This window comes from Streptomyces sp. NPDC045846, from assembly GCF_056431605.1.
Map to the genome: position 1 here is coordinate 1 of NZ_JBWKKJ010000016.1, position 15584 is coordinate 15584.

The 15584-nt window shown below is 69.1% G+C and carries 20 protein-coding genes and 1 pseudogene; 9 read left to right on the top strand and 12 right to left on the bottom strand.

All coding sequences use genetic code 11. The annotated features are described in order from the left end of the window. Positions 1-540: dihydrofolate reductase family protein (locus tag AC07F3_RS34380; RefSeq protein WP_479118532.1), on the bottom strand; the 540-nt coding region annotated here is incomplete at its 3' end. A gap of 274 nt (positions 541-814) precedes the next feature. On the opposite strand from AC07F3_RS34380, the gene AC07F3_RS34385 reads away from it, so the two are divergent. Next, complete coding sequence (locus AC07F3_RS34385) at positions 815-1102, top strand: helicase associated domain-containing protein (protein WP_479118533.1); 288 nt, start codon at positions 815-817, stop codon at positions 1100-1102. Positions 1103-1633: 531 nt separating this feature from the next. Here AC07F3_RS34385 and AC07F3_RS34390 read toward each other — a convergent pair. The 4 genes from AC07F3_RS34390 to AC07F3_RS34405 are packed head-to-tail and all read right to left on the bottom strand — an operon-like array spanning position 1634 to position 5182. Next, positions 1634-3181, bottom strand: a complete 1548-nt coding sequence (locus AC07F3_RS34390; protein ID WP_479118535.1) for an ArnT family glycosyltransferase — start codon at positions 3179-3181, stop codon at positions 1634-1636. Beyond that, complete coding sequence (locus tag AC07F3_RS34395; protein WP_479118536.1) at positions 3178-3876, bottom strand: hypothetical protein; 699 nt, start codon at positions 3874-3876, stop codon at positions 3178-3180. The genes AC07F3_RS34390 and AC07F3_RS34395 overlap by 4 nt, the downstream gene beginning before the upstream one ends. Then, complete coding sequence (locus tag AC07F3_RS34400) at positions 3876-4775, bottom strand: ABC transporter ATP-binding protein (protein ID WP_479118537.1); 900 nt, start codon at positions 4773-4775, stop codon at positions 3876-3878. The genes AC07F3_RS34395 and AC07F3_RS34400 overlap by 1 nt, the downstream gene beginning before the upstream one ends. Beyond that, on the bottom strand, positions 4772-5182 hold the full coding sequence (locus AC07F3_RS34405) for a GntR family transcriptional regulator (protein ID WP_479118538.1): 411 nt from the start codon (positions 5180-5182) through the stop codon (positions 4772-4774). Before AC07F3_RS34405 ends, AC07F3_RS34400 begins: the two co-directional genes overlap by 4 nt. A 126-nt stretch (positions 5183-5308) precedes the next feature. Between AC07F3_RS34405 and AC07F3_RS34410 the strand changes: the two are divergent. Next, positions 5309-5401: pseudogene (locus tag AC07F3_RS34410) on the top strand (MerR family DNA-binding transcriptional regulator); the annotation flags it as partial. A gap of 146 nt (positions 5402-5547) precedes the next feature. Further along, a complete protein-coding gene (locus tag AC07F3_RS34415) occupies positions 5548-5727 on the top strand; it encodes a hypothetical protein (protein ID WP_479118718.1) in 180 nt (59 codons plus the stop codon). Here the strand turns inward: AC07F3_RS34415 and AC07F3_RS34420 are convergent. Next, the gene (locus AC07F3_RS34420; RefSeq protein WP_479118539.1) at positions 5717-5938 is read right to left on the bottom strand and encodes a hypothetical protein; all 222 of its coding nucleotides are present in this window, start codon (positions 5936-5938) and stop codon (positions 5717-5719) included. The two genes, AC07F3_RS34415 and AC07F3_RS34420, sit on opposite strands and share 11 nt — an antisense overlap. A gap of 206 nt (positions 5939-6144) precedes the next feature. Here AC07F3_RS34420 and AC07F3_RS34425 point away from each other — a divergent pair, with 206 nt between their 5' ends. Then, positions 6145-6639: an N-acetyltransferase family protein gene (locus AC07F3_RS34425; RefSeq protein ID WP_479118540.1), complete on the top strand. Its 495-nt coding sequence runs from the start codon at positions 6145-6147 to the stop codon at positions 6637-6639. Between the two features lie 173 nt (positions 6640-6812). Here AC07F3_RS34425 and AC07F3_RS34430 read toward each other — a convergent pair whose 3' ends face one another. The 4 genes from AC07F3_RS34430 to AC07F3_RS34445 form a co-directional block, all read right to left on the bottom strand. Further along, complete coding sequence (locus AC07F3_RS34430; RefSeq protein ID WP_479118541.1) at positions 6813-7142, bottom strand: hypothetical protein; 330 nt, start codon at positions 7140-7142, stop codon at positions 6813-6815. 52 nt (positions 7143-7194) lie between these two features. After that, positions 7195-7533: a hypothetical protein gene (locus tag AC07F3_RS34435; RefSeq protein ID WP_479118542.1), complete on the bottom strand. Its 339-nt coding sequence runs from the start codon at positions 7531-7533 to the stop codon at positions 7195-7197. Beyond that, a complete protein-coding gene (locus tag AC07F3_RS34440) occupies positions 7526-8671 on the bottom strand; it encodes a serine hydrolase domain-containing protein (protein WP_479118543.1) in 1146 nt (381 codons plus the stop codon). Before AC07F3_RS34440 ends, AC07F3_RS34435 begins: the two co-directional genes overlap by 8 nt. 720 nt (positions 8672-9391) lie before the next feature. Then, positions 9392-9967: a TetR/AcrR family transcriptional regulator gene (locus AC07F3_RS34445; protein ID WP_479118544.1), complete on the bottom strand. Its 576-nt coding sequence runs from the start codon at positions 9965-9967 to the stop codon at positions 9392-9394. A gap of 100 nt (positions 9968-10067) precedes the next feature. On the opposite strand from AC07F3_RS34445, the gene AC07F3_RS34450 reads away from it, so the two are divergent. Both AC07F3_RS34450 and AC07F3_RS34455 read left to right on the top strand, forming a co-directional pair. Next, positions 10068-11306: an MFS transporter gene (locus AC07F3_RS34450; RefSeq protein WP_479118545.1), complete on the top strand. Its 1239-nt coding sequence runs from the start codon at positions 10068-10070 to the stop codon at positions 11304-11306. Between the two features lie 80 nt (positions 11307-11386). Next, positions 11387-11776, top strand: coding sequence for a nuclear transport factor 2 family protein (locus AC07F3_RS34455; RefSeq protein ID WP_479118546.1), 390 nt, complete (start codon positions 11387-11389; stop codon positions 11774-11776). A 300-nt stretch (positions 11777-12076) separates the two neighbouring features. On the opposite strand, the gene AC07F3_RS34460 is transcribed toward AC07F3_RS34455, so the two are convergent. Together AC07F3_RS34460 and AC07F3_RS34465 are read right to left on the bottom strand one after the other, a co-directional pair. Then, complete coding sequence (locus tag AC07F3_RS34460) at positions 12077-12622, bottom strand: RlpA-like double-psi beta-barrel domain-containing protein (protein ID WP_479118547.1); 546 nt, start codon at positions 12620-12622, stop codon at positions 12077-12079. Positions 12623-13027: 405 nt separating this feature from the next. Next, the gene (locus AC07F3_RS34465; RefSeq protein WP_479118548.1) at positions 13028-13486 is read right to left on the bottom strand and encodes a MarR family winged helix-turn-helix transcriptional regulator; all 459 of its coding nucleotides are present in this window, start codon (positions 13484-13486) and stop codon (positions 13028-13030) included. A gap of 63 nt (positions 13487-13549) precedes the next feature. On the opposite strand from AC07F3_RS34465, the gene AC07F3_RS34470 reads away from it, so the two are divergent. The 3 genes from AC07F3_RS34470 (at position 13550) to AC07F3_RS34480 (ending at position 15581) form a co-directional block, all read left to right on the top strand. After that, positions 13550-13918 (top strand): VOC family protein, encoded by a 369-nt coding sequence (locus tag AC07F3_RS34470; RefSeq protein ID WP_479118549.1) that lies wholly within the window; start codon positions 13550-13552, stop codon positions 13916-13918. A gap of 772 nt (positions 13919-14690) precedes the next feature. Beyond that, positions 14691-14906, top strand: coding sequence for a hypothetical protein (locus AC07F3_RS34475; RefSeq protein WP_479118550.1), 216 nt, complete (start codon positions 14691-14693; stop codon positions 14904-14906). 201 nt (positions 14907-15107) lie between these two features. Further along, entirely contained in the window at positions 15108-15581 is a 474-nt protein-coding gene (locus AC07F3_RS34480; RefSeq protein WP_479118719.1) for a GNAT family N-acetyltransferase, read from the top strand. The last annotated feature ends 3 nt before the right edge of the window (positions 15582-15584 follow it).

The following is a 15584-nucleotide window of genomic DNA, read 5'->3' on the forward strand; positions in this document are numbered from 1 at the left end:
GGTCCCGAGTTTTACCGGTGAGACGGCCACGTGCATGGTGTCGACGAAGTCGGCGTCGAGGAACTGGCGGATGGTGGTGACCCCGCCGCCGAGTCTGACGTCCTTGCCCTGTGCCGCCTCCCTGGCCAGCCCGAGGACGGTGGCCGGGTCGCCGTCGACGAAGTGGAACGTGGTGTCGGAAAGCGTGAACGATGGACGCTTGTGGTGGGTCATGACGAACACCGGCGTGCGGAAAGGGGGTTCCTGCCCCCACCAGCCCCGCCAGTCATGGTCCTGCCAGGGACCACGCTGCGGCCCGAACTTGTTGCGGCCCATGATCTCCGCACCGATGTTGCGGGCGAAGTCCCGCGTGAAGTAGTCGTCCAGGCCCCGGCTTCCCCCGGGGTCGGTGCGCATGGGCCAGCTCGCTGTGGCTCCGGCCCAGGCGAACAACCGCTCGGGATGGTCGTGGCCGAAGGGACTCTCGAGGCTCTGGTGCTCACCGGCACCGATCCCGTCACTCGAGACGTTGAAGTTCATGACTCTCAGCAGTTGATCCACGTGTTTCCTCGTCGGGTTGTCGCGTCATCGCGGCGAGCCGCCGGACATCATTGCGTCGAACGGGACGCGACCGGATCGACAGCGGCCCACAACCTTTTTTCCAACCCGCTCAGGGAGCAGTCCCGTTTCGCTGGCCGTGGCGATGTCGTCGGATCGGGGGGTCATGATTCTGCTCCTCCGCGGTCATGAACGTGAACGCCGAGACCCACCAACTCACCGGGCCCCATCGCCCGAGCTTCTTCCCGAGCAGTAGGAACGGCTGACCGCGCTCGGCGTGGAGCCAGACCAGGCGCCGCCTGCGACTTCGGCGGCCGGACGCACGGCGAAGGGGCCGAGCAAGGCGCAACAGGCATTCCAGCGCGGTCTCACGGCGCTCGCGCAGGGGGTCGAGCGACAAGGCGACCGACCTGTACCCCGCAGCCACAGCGAAGAGATCACCATCGACGGCGGGACAGAACCGGCGACCGTGAAACTCGGCGTATGGGCCTCCAACATCAAAACCCGGCGCGACAAGCTCACCGCAGAGCAGCAGGACGCACTGCGCGAGCTCGGCATCAGCTGAGCGTGCCGGTAGCCGCATGTCCGGCCGCGCACGGCACAGGCCCGTCCCCGGGAGGCTTCAACCAGGGACGGGCCTACACCTCAACCTCTCGGCGACGGGGAGGCTACGGGGCAACCGGCCCGCCGGACCACCCAGTTCAACGCGGGGGCCCGGCCAGGGGGCACCGCCTGGTCGAAAAGCCGGGCAAGCCTTCACGCACCGGGGAGCGTTATGCCGGTGTCTTCTCGGTCCACTGGTCGAGTAGCACGCAGGCAGGCGTACGGGGCGACCACCGGCTGGCCCGTCCGCTGGTCCCCACGGCCGTGGAGGTAACCCCGAGCCGTTCCCCGGACACGCCCGCGACGTCACAGGTGGGGCCCAGCCCCGCATCCTCCGCCCCGCCACGCCACGGCCGCACCCCTGCGCCCCGTCTTGAGCCCGGTCAGCCAGTTGGAAGCGTCAGGGGGTTCCGCGACAGCTTCGCGCGGAGCAGTGGGTGCGGTTACCGGTGCGAACGATCACGACGCCGGAGTGCTTCCAGCTCGGTGAGTTTCACGCGTAGTTGCGCAGCTCGGGCCAGATCGTGCCCCAGGGGCGTACGGGGTCGGTACAGACGTAGACATGGCCGCCGGATTCGATGGTGTGGGTGCCGCCAGGGGTGAGGAGGGTGGCGACGGCGTGGACGGTGCGGAAGTACTGGCGGAGGTGGGTCTCATATCCGGGTGCGTGGTCGGGGCCGGGGGCGATAGCCACCACGGTTGTGGCATTCGGATTGCCGGGGCCCCACCACCAGTCGGTGTTCTGGGAGCTGACGGCGGTGGGCAGTCCGGCTCCGCGGCCCAGTTCGTTGATGGCGCCGGCCTCGCTGTAGTCCGCGGCGAAGATGACGGCGTTCGCGCGCTGCTCAGCCGGGAGTCCATCCCATACTTGCCGTACGGTGCCGACCAGTTGGGGCCACCCCTGGGTCTCCCCGGAGATCGGACTGATGCCGTAGGTCCAGGCTGTGGCGGAGGCCGGCAGCACCGGAAGGACGACCACGACTGACAGCGTGGCCGAGACGGCGGTTGCGATCGTCAGGTCGCGCAGCCGCCCCGGGCGGGCGTGCAGCCAGCCGTCGAGGTCGACCGCACCGGCCGCCAGCAGGCACACGTACAGTCCGGCCAGGTAGTAGACCTGTGCCCCAGTCGTTACGGCGAAAAGGACGAACAGGGCGGCGTAGGCGATCACCAGGCAACGCCAGAGCGGTTGGCCTGAGCGCCACAAGAACCGCAGGCCCGCCAGCCACAATAGCGTCATCGCCAGGCAGGACATGCCGAGTTGTCCCACGATCCAGGTGACGATGTTGGCCGGGCCGCCGTGTTCGCCGTTGAGCGCGTGTGTCATCTCGAACATGGCCCAGCCGTGGTGTGCCTGCCACCACAGGTCGGGCAACACTGGCAGAACGGCGATCGCCGCGCCCGCAAACAGCCAGCGGTCGGCCGCGGTCCGCCGGGCCGGGCCGAGCAGCACCGCGATCAGTAGGACGGCTGCGAAGATCACCGCGAGGTGGTTGAACTCCGCGCCGACGCCGACCAGCGCTCCGGCTGCGATCCACCACCGCGTGTCGCCGGTGCGGCCGATCCGCACGACCACGCAGGCGATTGCCGCCCAGGCCAGCAGTTCGAACGATGTCGTGTTGGCGACGTGCCCGCTGCCCAGGAGCACGGGCATGGTGCCCGTGGCGATCGCCGCGAGCAGCTGCGCGCGTCGCGTGCCGCCGAACTCCCGTGCGGTCAGGGCGCCCACGACCACCGTGCCCGCGGCGGCCAGCGCCGGCCACAGCCGCAGTCCCGCCTCCGAGACCCCGAAGAGGGACAGCGAGAACCTGGCCATCAGCGGCGCCAGCACCGGCTGGTCCACATAGCTCGCCTGCAGGTGCCGGGCGCAGTCGAGGAAGTACAGCTCGTCACGATGGAAGCCGTAGCGCTGGGACAGCGCCATCAGCACAGCGAAGGCCACTCCCGCCACGGCGAACACCCGCCGGTCCAGCGAGGCGATCCGCCCGTCGTCCTGCCTGGCCTGCGCCAGGCGCCCCCCGTCCACCGCTCCTGCCGGGCTCATATCGTCATCCGTCGGATCGTGGCGAAGCCGCCGGAGAGCAGGACGGCCACAGCGACGGCGAGAACGCCGGTGATGCCAGTGGCGGTGGCGGTGGCGAGGTAGTGGCCGATGCCCGTCCAGCCGTGCGCCCACGTCGCGACGAGCGCGGCGACAGCCAGCACGCCGAGTTGCGCCGCGCCGAAGGCCGTGGTGCCGGGCAGTCCAGCGCGGCGGTAGACCAGGCCGTACCACATTCCGTAGATGAACATGAGGACGAAGATGGTCGTCGCCGTGAGCCACGACAGGTACCAGGCGCCGTCCAGCAGGTGGGGGACGCGGAAGTAGGCCATGCCGATGCCCCAGCCGCCGGTCGCGCGTTCGAGGGCCCGGCCGATCGCGACGACGAGTCCGAAGCCCACGGACATGGCGAGGGCGAGTGCCGTGGCGCCGAGGAAGTAGGTGCGCCGGCTCACCCCGAGGGTGAGGGCCAACGGCAGCGAGCGGGCGACCGACTGCGCGCCCACGACGAGCATGACGAGCGGAACCGCGACCAGACCTCCCACCCAGCGGTGGTCGGCGTGTCCGGCCGGGACGAGCCGCAGGACCACTACGTCAAGGACGAAGCTGAAAGCCGCCCATGCCCAGGGCAGTACGAGGTAGGTGACGCGGTCGAGGAGCAGGTAGCGCACGACGGCGACGATCGGGGCGGAGCGCATCAGGATGTCCTCGCTGCCGTGAAGTCGGCTCGGTCGTGGTGCTCGGCCGCGTAGGCCGCGAGCTGCTGGAGCGTGACCTGCTCTAGGCGCAGGTGCAGGTGGTGGGCGAGTTCGCGGTCGCGTTCGTCGAGCCGGCCGACCACCACCGCCGTGGTCTGGGCACCCATCGAGCGCCGGTTCAGCGTCGTGCGGCCGGCGATCAGCCGGTCCACGCTGCCGGCCGGGCCGGTGACGATCGTGGCGGTGCCCCGCAGGTCATCGGCGGGCGCGTCGAGGACGAGCCGACCGCGGTCCAAGACCAGCACCCGGTCCAGGAGCTCGGCGGCCTCGTCGATGAGGTGGGTCGAGAGCACGATGCACCGCGGGTGGGCGGTGTAGTCGGCGAGCAGCTGGTCGTAGAAGAGGGTGCGGGCGACCGAGTCCAGCCCGGCGTACGGCTCGTCGAACAGGGTGAGTTCGGCGCGGGCGGCCAGCCCGATGGTGATGCCGAGGGCGGTGCGCATGCCGCGTGACAGCTTCTTGATCGGCCGGGCCACCGGCAGCTCGTAGGCGTCGAGCAACATGCCGGCCAGTTCGGCGTCCCAGTTCGGGTACAGCAGCGACGCCGCCCGGATCGCGTGCCGGACCCGCAGGTCGGGGTAGGTCTGGTCCTCGCGCACGAGGATCATCCGGCGCAGTACCGCGTCATTCTCCAGCGGCTCGGCCCCGAAGACCCGCACGCGTCCGGCGGTGGCGAACTCCTGGCCGGCCAGGATGCGCAGCAGCGTGCTCTTCCCAGCGCCATTGCGGCCCAGCAGCCCGGTGATGCATGGCGTGTCGAGCTCGAAGGTCAGACCGGTCAGAGCCTGGTGGTCGCGGTAGCGGCGCTTGAGGCCGGTGACCGAGATCGCCGGGGTCACGCCTTCGCCCCCGTTGTCTTCGCTCCCGTCGTCACCTCGACCGAGTCCAACTCCTCGCGTACCAGCCCGAGCAGTTCGTCAAGGCCGATCCCGAGCCGTGCCGCCTCGACCACCAGCGGGCGTAGGTAGCGGTCGGCGAAGTGGCGCCGCCGCTCGTGCACCAGCCGGTCCCGCGCGCCCTTCGCGACGAACATGCCGACACCCCGCCGCTTCTCCACCAGGCCCTGCTCCGCGAGCACGGTAAGGCTGCGCGCCGCCGTGGCTGGGTTGACCCGGTAGAACGCCGCGATTTCGTTGCTGGAAGCGACCCGCTCCCCCTGGCCCACCGTTCCGTCGGCGATCTGGTTCGCTAGCTCGGCAGCGATCTGGGCGAAGATCGGGCCGTCCCCGTCAAGCAGTGACATCATGCCTCCATTGCTCTACTGGTTCACTACCTTACCCATGAACCAGTGCGCGAGCACGCGGGGGCGGGCGCTTGGCCCTCTCATTCGGCGTGATGCCGCATCGCCACTGGCGAGGAAGAGCGCCCGGCCGTGGGGCAGTTGGCCGAGCCGGCCGACGTGATCGTCCGGACGCTGCATCACTACGACGCAATCGGTCTGGTCCAGCCGTCCGCGCGGACCGCGGCCGGGTACCGGGCTACTCGTCTGCCACGGACAGAAGGGCGAGCTGCGGCAGTCCCACCGCGAAGGCCAGGAAGACCAGGTCTGCGCACGGGGACTGATGCTCAACATCGTCGTCCTGTGGAACACGGTCGGTCTTCCAGAAGACCATCGAGGAGATGCGCGCCGAGGGCATTCACGTCAGCGAGGCCGACATCGCCCGCCTCTCCCCGCTGAAGTTCGCCCATATCAACTTCCACAGCCGCTACAGCTTCGCGCTGCCCGCCGAAGTCCTCGGCGGCCAGCTCCGCCCCACCCGCAAGCCCGCCGCCACCCCCTTCACACTCTGACCGACGGCTCGTCCGGCTCGCCCGACACCCGGGCGAGCCGGTAACGGACCTTCTCGTACGACAGGCCCACGATGCCACCTGATGCCGGGCCGTTGACCCGCCGCTGAGGCGGCTCGGCGGCACTGCCCCAGACGAGCCGCTGGGCGCGCCTCGGAGCGTTCCTTCTCGTCGGGGTCGATGTCCCCGCGATCACTGGGAGGTCGAACGCCATGCGTTGGGAGCCGGTTGTGCAGGACGTTCTGGCGGCTGGGCCCCCTCTTGCCGTCGGCAACCTCGGTCCGGCTCCGGCAGCCAGTCCGTAAGCGCGTGCCCCTCGCCGACACACTGGGCATAGGTACGGAAGCTGCGTCGTTCTCACAGCAATGAGCTGTCCGGTGCTTCTTGCGCGGGGGCAGGCAGTCCGGCAGGCTGGCGGACGTGTCGATCTCAGTGAGGGTTGCGGGGCGGGAGGACACCGCCGCACTTGTCCGTCTGCGTCTCGCCAACGCTGAGCAGCACGTGCAACTCGCCCCGGCTATCTACCGCGTGCCCGACGGCGCGGCCGTGCGCAGGCATTTCGAGGAGGCGCTGGCCGCCGAGTCCGGCGTGTTGATCCTGGTCGCCGAGGTCGCGGGCGAGGTGGCGGGCATGGTGGAGATGGTAGAGCTGGCGGATCCCCCTGACCATCAGATTCTGGTTCCCCGGCGCGCGGCCGAGCTCCACACCGTTGTACTGGATGAGCATCGCGGCCGGGGGGTGGGAACCGCTCTGCTGAGCGCGGCGCAGGAAGCCGCCGCGAACCGCGGTGTCGTGCTGGTGTACGCCGGCATCTTCGCGCACAACGAGCAAGCCATTCGCTTCTACTCCGCGGCGGGGTTCCGGCCCCGCGGGGCCCTGTTGAGCAAGGACACGGGCAAGGCCACGGCAGACTGACGTCGTTGGATTGGCGACAGGCCCGCGCTCGGGAGCGCATCCTGTGGTGGCGTTGCCGGTTCGCCGACGCAGAGGAGGGCGGATGACGCCCTCCTGCCCAACCGCCGCAGTGAAACGATCACAGCGCGGCTGGTGTGATCACAGCGTCGCAGCCGTTCTGGACCGCCCCGTTCTCAGCTTGCGGTTCGACCAAGGACGTCCGGTGGGGGCGCGGCGACGGTGATCTGGGCGATCCATGCCCCGTCCTCCCGAGGCGGGCCCCAGGACACGTCGACGCGCGCGTCGTGGAAATCCTGCGCAAGTCCCACAACCATGGCCGCCGCGGCGATCCGTGCCTCGGCCGGGTCGGCGGTGACCGGAACGCCGGTGAGGCGCCCGCAATACATCCCGCCGTCCACGGTCAGGACACGGTGGCGCCAGCCTTCCGGCGTCGCCAGCAGGACGATGCCCCTCGGCATGCCGAGCGGAGGCCGCCCCTTCTTCGCCCGCTTCTGTCTCACCATGGACCCATCCAACCTGGTGGGCTTCCTGACGTTTCAGGCGGACGGGTGGAGGTCATGGACGGTCTCGGAGGATGTGGCCGAGGACGGCTTCGATCTCCGCGCGGTCGGGGGGTGTGCTGCCGGCCAGGCCGCGCAGGGTGAGACCGTTCATGGCCGCCGCGGCCGTGGTGGCGGTTACCGGGTCGGCGTAGTGGGACAGGGCCTCAACGGTGAGGGTCGAGCGCAGCAGCGCCACGCTGCCGCCGGTGACCGCACGCGCCTCCAGCGCCTCACTGGCCAGCGAGTGAGGGCAGCAATGAGGCTCGGCCTTGATCGTCCGCTCATCGCGCCGCTCGGCACCCTGGATGTGTGAGGTGAACCGCCGCACGGGGTGCTGCCGACGCTCAGGCACCGCAGAACTCTGCGTCGACGACCCGCTGTTCGTGGACGTTCCAGTCGCCGTTGAAGTTCAGCGACACGACATGCTGGCCGTCCGCTGTCGCCATGGACTGGGAGATGAAGCCCTGGATGCCGCCGCTGTGCCCCCACACCTCCACGCCGCACGACAGCGACAGCTTCATCAGGCCCAGTCCGTAGGAGAAGGCCGGCATGTTCTCGATCTTCACGGTCGTCGTCATCTCCTCCAGCTGAGGCTTCTTCAGGAGCCGGCCGGAGAACAGGGCCCGGTAGAAGCGGTTGAGATCACGGTTGGTCGAGATCATCTCTCCAGCGGCTCCCGCGAAGGAGGCGTTGAGTTCGGTGACGTCGTACGTCATGCTGTTCGGCTCTCCCGGACCGGCGAGTTCCCCGGTCAGCTTCGAGTAGGCGCGGCCGCTGGGCGCCGGCATGCGGGCACGGGTGCCCGGCAGGCTGGTGGAGTCCAGCTGCAGAGGGCGCAGGATGCGCTGTTCGATCTCGCGGGCGTAGGAGTGGCCGGTGGCCTTCTGGATCACCATGGAGGCGAGGATGTAGTTGGTGTCGGAGTACCCCCAGCTGTCGCCGGAGGCGAAGGTGGGCCGGTGGGTCATGGCGAGCCGGACGATCTGGCGAGGCGTCCAGGTGTCGAAGCGGTGTTGGAGGAAGTCGGTACCGAATTCCTTCCGCTTGAAGTCGGCGTCCTCGGTGTAGCTGTAGATGCCACTGGTGTGGTTGAGGATCTGTCGTATCTTGATCTTGCTGCCGTCGTTGCCGTTGCCTTGCACCAGCCCCGGCAGCCAGCGCTCCACGGTGTCATCCAGGCTGAGCTTCCCCTCCGCCTCCAGCTGGAGCATCACCGTGGCCACAAACGTCTTGGTGATCGAGCCGACCCGGAAGCGGTCATCAGCCCGCGGTTGTCGGCCGGTTGTCACATCCGCGATGCCTGCACGGCCCGTCCAGGTAGTGTCTCCCCGCTCGGCGCGCGCGATCCCGCCGGGCGGGCCGTCCTTCACCACCGAGTCCAAAGCCGCCTGGGTGGCCTCGTGCCCACTGCCCACCGGCGACACGTCCCCGGTATCCGCAGCCGACGCGGGAAGGGCCAGCCGGGCGGTCATCACGACCGTGGCGAGCACCCCAACGCCTGCACCTCTCAGCCGGCGCTTCCAGCGCCTGCGACCAGCGCTCCCCAACGAACGTGGCCCGTCTACTTCATGCGCGTGCTCATACACGAAAAACCTCCTGCGGTAGGTAAGGCGGCGGCTGATTCGGGACCCAGTCTTTTCGATCAAGGACCAGCCCGGGATACCGCCAACCACCCGCTTGCAGGTATGGCTACCCCCCTCATCTTTTCGCGGTCCTGCAAGAGGCCCGATGGCCTTCGGGTCCGGGCAGCAGAGACGGCTGAACGCGCTGGGGCGTGGAGCCTGGCCAGGCGCCGCCTGCGACTTGGCGGCCGGACGCACGGCGAAGGGGCCGCGCAAGGCACAACAGGCATTCCAGCGCCGCCTCGCGGCGCTCACGCGTGGGGATGAGCAGACCGCGGCCAGCACCGGGCGGTGAGGTGCTGCCTGGGCACACTGGTTCTCGGCGCTCTCAGCCAGAGGCTCCCCATGGACATGCCCCTGGTCATGAGCTGATCGGCATGTTGTTGACGATGAGGGTCTGATGTGATGGCAGTCGGTAAGTTGCCTCTGCTGACAGCCCTTTGAGCTGTCGGTTCGTGGCCACGTCTGCTCCGGCGGACGGCCAGCTGTTCCTGCGGGCTGAGAGGTGATTTGAGATTTGGCAGGATTCGCGGGATGCCTCTTTCCGGTGCGTGCGAGGCGTGGTGGTGGCAATTCTTGTCCGAGGTGTCAGTTCCGCGGAGGGGTTTCGCGGTGTCCGGGGAGGACGCGGACTGCCTCGGCGATGGCGGGTCGGAGTTGTTCGAGGGTGTGGTCGGGTCCGAGGATCATGCGGCGAAGCTGGGGCATGGCCAGGCTCCAGCCGACCAGGCCGAGGGTGAGGAACAGCCGGTCGCGGGCCGCGCCATCCGTGGCGTCGGTCTGGGTGGCGCGGATTTTGTCCTCGTAGTGCCGAGTGCGGGCCTCTTCGCCAGGGACGGGCTGGTCGCCGAGTTCGAGTGCCTCCCACATGAGCAGGCGCAAGGCTTCGGGGTGGGTTCGGTGGTAGTCGAAGAGCCGCTCGGCGTAGGCGGGTAGGTCCTCGTCGCCGGGCGGGACGGCCTGGGCGAGATCGGCCATGAGGTGTTCCAGGACTGCGGCGAAGAGCTTGTTCTTGTCGCCGAAGTAGTCGTAGATGGCCCGCTTGTTGGCCTTGGCTTGGGTGGCGATGCGGTCCACGCGGGCGCCAGCGACGCCGTGCTGGGCGAATTCCGCGGCCGCTGCCGCAAGGATCCGCTCTTTGGTTGCCTTCGAGTCGTACGCCATGCCCCGATGGTAACGAACTGGTTCGTTTGACTGATCGCGGAGCTGTCTGCGACTCTCTCAACACCTTCCGAACCATCTAGTTCGTTCGATTGGAGTTGCGATGCCCTGCCCTGATCCGCCGCCGTCTCCGACATCGGCGCTGCCCCGACGACTGCCACTGGTCTTGGCCCTGGCCTGCGGGGTCAGCGTGGCAAACGTCTACTTCCCGCAGGCCCTGGCGCCGCTCATCGCCCACAGCTTCGGCATTACAGCGAATGCAGCCGCGTCCGTGGCTACCGTGACGCAGCTCGGATACGCGGTCGGGATCTTCCTTCTGGTCCCGCTCGGCGACCGGCTCCCGCGCCGCCCCCTGATCACCGTGCTGCTCACCGTGACCTCTTTGGCTCTCCTGGCCGCCGGTCTCGCCCCGGCAACCGGCGCACTCCTCGCGGCCGGCACCGTGGTCGGGATGGCGACCGTGGTGCCCCAACTGCTGCTGCCCATGGTTGCCGGACTGGTCGCGGCCGACCGGCGCGGCGCCGTCATCGGGACGCTGCAGGGCGGGCTCATCGGCGGGATCCTGCTGGCCCGCACCTTCGGCGGCACCCTCGGCGGACAACTGGGCTGGCGCGCGCCGTATCTGGTCGCGGCCACGCTCACCGTGCTCCTGGCGATCGTGCTCCACACCGCCCTGCCTTGCGTCGCCCCGGCCACACGGGACCAATACACCGCCCTGCTCGCGGCCACCATACGGATGCTGCGCACCGAGCCGGACCTGCGGCGCTCCGCGCTCTTCCAGGCCACCCTCTTCGGCGGTTTCAGTGCCGCCTGGACCGCGCTGGCCCTGCTGGTCACCGGCCCCCGCTACGGTCTGGATACGCAGATAGTGGGCTTACTGGCCCTGATCGGCGCGGCCAGCATGTTCTGTGCCCCGGCCGCCGGACGGTGGGTGGACCGGCACGGCGCGGACCGGGTGAACCTGTGGTGCATCCTCGTCACCCTCGCCGCGGCGGCCGTTCTGGCCGCGGGCACGGCTGGCTCCTCGACCGGACTGGCGGCCCTGGCGGCCGGGCTGTTGCTGCTCGACATCGCGGTGCAGTGCAGCCAGGTCGCCAACCAGGCCCGCATCTTCGCGCTGCGGCCCGAGGCCCGCAGCCGGCTCAACACCGCGTACATGACCTGTTCGTTCCTCGGTGGCAGCGCCGGCTCCTGGCTCGGGATCCGCGCCTATGCCCAGCTGGGCTGGCTGGGCGTGTGCGCACTCATGGGAGTACTCGCTCTCCTCGCGCTCGCCGGCCTCTTCGCCGGGCGTCGGCAGCCGATCCCCGACGCAGCTCTGCCCGGGACGCCTGCGAGATGAGCGGCAGCCAGCCCACCGCGCGGGCGCCTCCGGCCGCCGTGAACCCTGCGCTCCCCACCCTCCGATGCGAAGGAACTCTCATGTCATTCCCGGCCATGCCACTGGCGGTCCTCCAGTTCTTCCGTGCCTCCCAGCAAGGCGATGCCGACGCCTGGGCCCAAACTTTTGCCGCCGACGGTGTCTTCCACGACCCAGTCGGCACACCGCCCATCACCGGCCGCACCGCCATCCGTGATTTCATCGCTTCCGTGCTGCCCAACTTCCAGCCCTTCCTCGGGCTGACCCCCCTGGAGGCGCACACGGTCGGCAACCGGGTCGCCGTCTCCTGGCGCGGCGCCGCCATCGCCCTGGACGGCAAGCCGGTCAACTGGTCCGGCATCAACATCTACGAACTGGGCGAGGACGGCCTCATCCAGGACGCCAAGGCGTACTTCAACCACGCCGCCTTCCAAGCCCAGCTCGCCGGGTAGCCCGGGGCCACGGCTCCCGGTGCGGGCCCGGACGAATGCACAGCACGAGCCGTGCCGGGTCCGCACCATGGCCCACCAGGACGCGAGCCTCTGCCCGGAAGCGCACCGTGTCGGGCGACTGCCTCTCTCACCCCAGCCACTCCGCGTACACCCCTGCTGGAGCCACGAACGGCCGCCGCGGTCGAGTACGACGCAGGCCACCTCATCGCCGGTCACAACGCGCTGCCGGACAGCCGCGGTACCAACCGTATGGATCGGCTGGGGCGTTGCGGGCCCGGCCGGCCCGTGGGCCAGCCGGTTCTACTTGAAGTGCCAGGTGACGTTGATGTTGCCCTCTTCCTGGGAGGTGAGCGCCTTGAACGCGCCGCGCGTCAGGTCGAGGCCGTACTGATTCGGCGTGGTGGGAGATGCGTCGACGACCCGCAAGGTCACCGACTTCCCCTTGTAGGTGACGACGATCTCCTTCCCGCAGTAGGCACTGCGTTTGGAGAGGTCTCCGTACATCCTGTAGTCCAGGGCGACGGCCATGTCCTCGTCCCGGATGCGCTCTCCGCACGCCCCCGCGACGCCGTTCTGGTCATACCAGCTTGCCATCCCGGTGAACGCGCCCTTCGGCGGCTTGGTCGGCTTGGTCGGCTTGGAGGCGGGAGTGGTCGTCGGCGGCTTGGGAGCGGGAGTGGTCGTCATCGCGGCGGGCTTGACGGGCTGCCCCGTGGAGCCGGCCGCAGTGACAGCGGGGCCGGTGTCCTGTGAAGGGGAGGCAGTGGCGGTGGTGATCGTGGCTGCGGACCCCACGGCCAGAACGACCGTTGCCGTTGCCGCGGTGATGGCGGTTCTTGTGCTCATCGCACCACGATGACGAAGGCCGCTAATGCTGAGCTAACGTCCAGTCAGCACCCGTTGAACGCCGGGGAGATCCCGCGAGAGCAGCGGGTGCTCACACAAACCCGCATTCCGCGCCCGGTTGACGTCGAAGGTCACTTCCTCCACAGCGCCACCCCCACCGCCGCGGCGACGGTCCCCGCGGCCAGCCCTGCCGTCATGCCCTGCAACGGCCCACCGCATCCACCCCCGCCTCACCACCCGCTCCGCATGGATTGACCACGGCGGTGAACTCCCATCACCGGCACAGCCAGCTCATCGCAGTAGGGGGTGCAGCCGGGGTCCGTCGGTTTTGGAGATCGCTGGCACGGATTTCAGGCTCGGCTGTACTCCTGTCCGAACGCGACGAGACGTGCGCCGCGGAACGAGTTATGCACCCTCGTTGGCATCGCGCAGGGAATGGATCATGCTCTCCAGGGTCCGGAACGCGTCTGACTGCTCGGTCTCGGTCAGGCCGGCCAGCATTCTGGCCTCGACGGAGCGGACGGCTGCGCTCGCCTTCTCGAGGCTTCGTCGGCCGCGAGGCGTGAGCCGCGTGGGAAGCACCTTCCCGACAGTTGGCTGTGCAGGCCTGGTCACGTAGCCGTCTCGTTCCAGGGCCTGGAGCAGCACGTTCATCGTCTGTCGTGTCACGAACGCGCCCCTCGCGAGCTCGGAGTTCGACAAGCCCGGTCGTTGCGCCAGCAGCTCGAGGCAGGAGTAGTGCGTCACGCTCATCCCGAGCGGCCGCAGCACCTCCTCCATGGCCACGCGGAGGGCGCTCGACGCTTCTTTGAGCAGGTAGCCCAGTGACGTCTCCAGGTCGACGCCGACATCTTCTTGACTCATGTCAGCATTCTGACATAGGTTGATGCATGTCAGGAAACTGACACGAAAAGAAGGAGTGTCACCATGCCCGCCACCGGCCCCGACTTCATCTCGCTCCAAGTGCGCGACCTCGACGCTTCACAGGCGTTCTACGAGCAGTACCTTGGCCTCGTCCGCTCGCCGGCCGGACCTCCGCACGCCGTCGTCTTCGAAACGAAGCCGATCGCGTTCGCACTCCGCGACATCATTCCCGGCACGGACCTCGCATCCGTCGCTCAGCCCGGCATCGGCGCCGCGATCTGGCTCCACGCCACCGACGTCCAGGCCATCCACGATGCGCTCGTCGCCGACGGTCACACCATCGTCTCCGCACCGGTCGACGGCCCCTTCGGCCGGACCTTCACCTTCGCCGACCCCGACGGCTACCAGGTCACACTCCACGACCGCGCCTGATCGGCCAAACGATCAGCAGCGGTGGCGTCCCGGGCTCGTGCATGACGGTGCGGCTCCCAGCCACAGGTTTTGCCCTTTCTTCCCCAGGCTCGGCACGGGCAACGGTGTCGGCGAACTGGGCCCGCATGGTCGGCAGCCGCAGGACCGGCAGGCGGCGTCGTTGGCGGGCTCGGTCAGGGTGTGGTGCGGGCCGGCCATCGGGATTCCCTTCCGGGGCGGTGCAGGCGCTGGTCCCAGCGTCCGAGGGCAGGCAGGGGTCGTTGGTCGGCGGGGTGATCGTCAGTGTCTCCGGGCATGCAGCGGGCACGGCGGCATCCTCCGGCCTACCGCCGTGTCCGCTGCATGCCATCAGCACCCGCTTTCGCAGCAGCCCGAAGGGGCCCGATGGCGGTGAGGCTCACGGCACACCCCGGCGGAGAGCACCCCCGGTGCGCATCGCTGTGAGCCGGATGGTCGCGCTGTCCCGCGCGTCCCGGCGGTCGTACTCCGTGGCTGCGCCCGTTCGCCCCAGGGTTCGTTGCCCGGGCCCGGATCGTATGGATCCGGTGGCACTGCCGTGCTACTCAAGGCAGGCGCCGTCGAGCAGCGGCAGCAGCCCTGCGGGCAGGGCAGTCGGGCCCGTCCGCCCGGAACCCGGCGAAGACCCCACCGCTATGAACGGTTTCCGCCGCGGCGGAAACCGCGCGCCGGGCGGATAACCCTCGACGGCCAGGAGACAGGAGACAGGGCGCCAACTATCCTGTCGGGGCCGGTTCGGAGGGGGGAGGGTGTTGTGAACCGCAAACCCCGTGACCGGGCGGCTGAACGCTCCGTCATCCAAGCCGCCGCCAAGCGGCTGCTGACCGGCACCGCACTGTACTCGGCCCCCGGCAAACTCACCGTGACCAGACTCATCACCGAGAGCCGACTGCGCCGCGACATCGTCTACCAACACCGCGACCTCGTCGAAGACTTCAAAACCCGGGCCCAGGACATCGGGGACAGGTGAGCACCCCGCCCGGAAAGACGGCGGTAGCAGATCAGGGCGACAGCGGCGGGCGCTGGGCGGGCAGCCGGTCCCGTCAAGTCGACACCTGCGCCAAAAACGGAGAAGACGACTCCTGCGTACACGTATCCACCTCCATCAGCTGGATGAGCCGCTACAGGCAGGGTCTCCTGGTGATCCGGTGTGCGGTGGCGAGGAGGCGTGGTGATCACTTGGCGGAGGATTACCGAGGGGGACTTCGCGCTGGTACGGAGCTGGCTCATGGAGTCGCACGTGGCCCGCTGGTGGCGTCATGAGACCTCACCGGAGGCGGTCGCACGGGACTTCGGACCAACAGCGCGTGGCGAGGAGCCGTCGGAGGATGTGCTGATCCTGCTGGACGGGGTGCCGGTCGGCCTGGTCGAGCGGTGCCGGTACGCGGACTACCCCGAGTGTCTCGTGGAGCTGTCGGGCCAAGTGGAGGTTCGCGATAGGCCGGTCACCATCGACTACCTTCTCGGCGACCCCGGACGCGTGGGCAGGGGCTCGGTCCGCGTGTCATTCGGGCGATCGTGGCGGCCCCATGAACCGACTACCCGGACGCGTTGGCCGTCGTCGTCTGCGTCCACGCGGAGAACCGCCCATCGTGGCGCGCCCTCGAAAAGGCCGGGCTTGTCACGGTCGGCGCAGCCGAATTGACCC

Excerpts from the sequence above, each read along its gene's own strand:
- AC07F3_RS34465 (WP_479118548.1), bottom strand. The coding sequence starts at position 13,486 with ATGAGTCAAGAAGATGTCGGCGTCGACCTGGAGACGTCACTGGGCTAC.
- AC07F3_RS34430 (WP_479118541.1), bottom strand. The coding sequence starts at position 7,142 with ATGGTGAGACAGAAGCGGGCGAAGAAGGGGCGGCCTCCGCTCGGCATG.
- AC07F3_RS34445 (WP_479118544.1), bottom strand. The coding sequence starts at position 9,967 with ATGGCGTACGACTCGAAGGCAACCAAAGAGCGGATCCTTGCGGCAGCG.
- AC07F3_RS34470 (WP_479118549.1), top strand. The coding sequence starts at position 13,550 with ATGCCCGCCACCGGCCCCGACTTCATCTCGCTCCAAGTGCGCGACCTC.
- AC07F3_RS34455 (WP_479118546.1), top strand. The coding sequence starts at position 11,387 with ATGTCATTCCCGGCCATGCCACTGGCGGTCCTCCAGTTCTTCCGTGCC.
- AC07F3_RS34460 (WP_479118547.1), bottom strand. The coding sequence starts at position 12,622 with ATGAGCACAAGAACCGCCATCACCGCGGCAACGGCAACGGTCGTTCTG.
- AC07F3_RS34390 (WP_479118535.1), bottom strand. The coding sequence starts at position 3,181 with ATGAGCCCGGCAGGAGCGGTGGACGGGGGGCGCCTGGCGCAGGCCAGG.
- AC07F3_RS34420 (WP_479118539.1), bottom strand. The coding sequence starts at position 5,938 with ATGGCGTTCGACCTCCCAGTGATCGCGGGGACATCGACCCCGACGAGA.
- AC07F3_RS34405 (WP_479118538.1), bottom strand. The coding sequence starts at position 5,182 with ATGATGTCACTGCTTGACGGGGACGGCCCGATCTTCGCCCAGATCGCT.
- AC07F3_RS34395 (WP_479118536.1), bottom strand. The coding sequence starts at position 3,876 with ATGCGCTCCGCCCCGATCGTCGCCGTCGTGCGCTACCTGCTCCTCGAC.
- AC07F3_RS34450 (WP_479118545.1), top strand. The coding sequence starts at position 10,068 with ATGCCCTGCCCTGATCCGCCGCCGTCTCCGACATCGGCGCTGCCCCGA.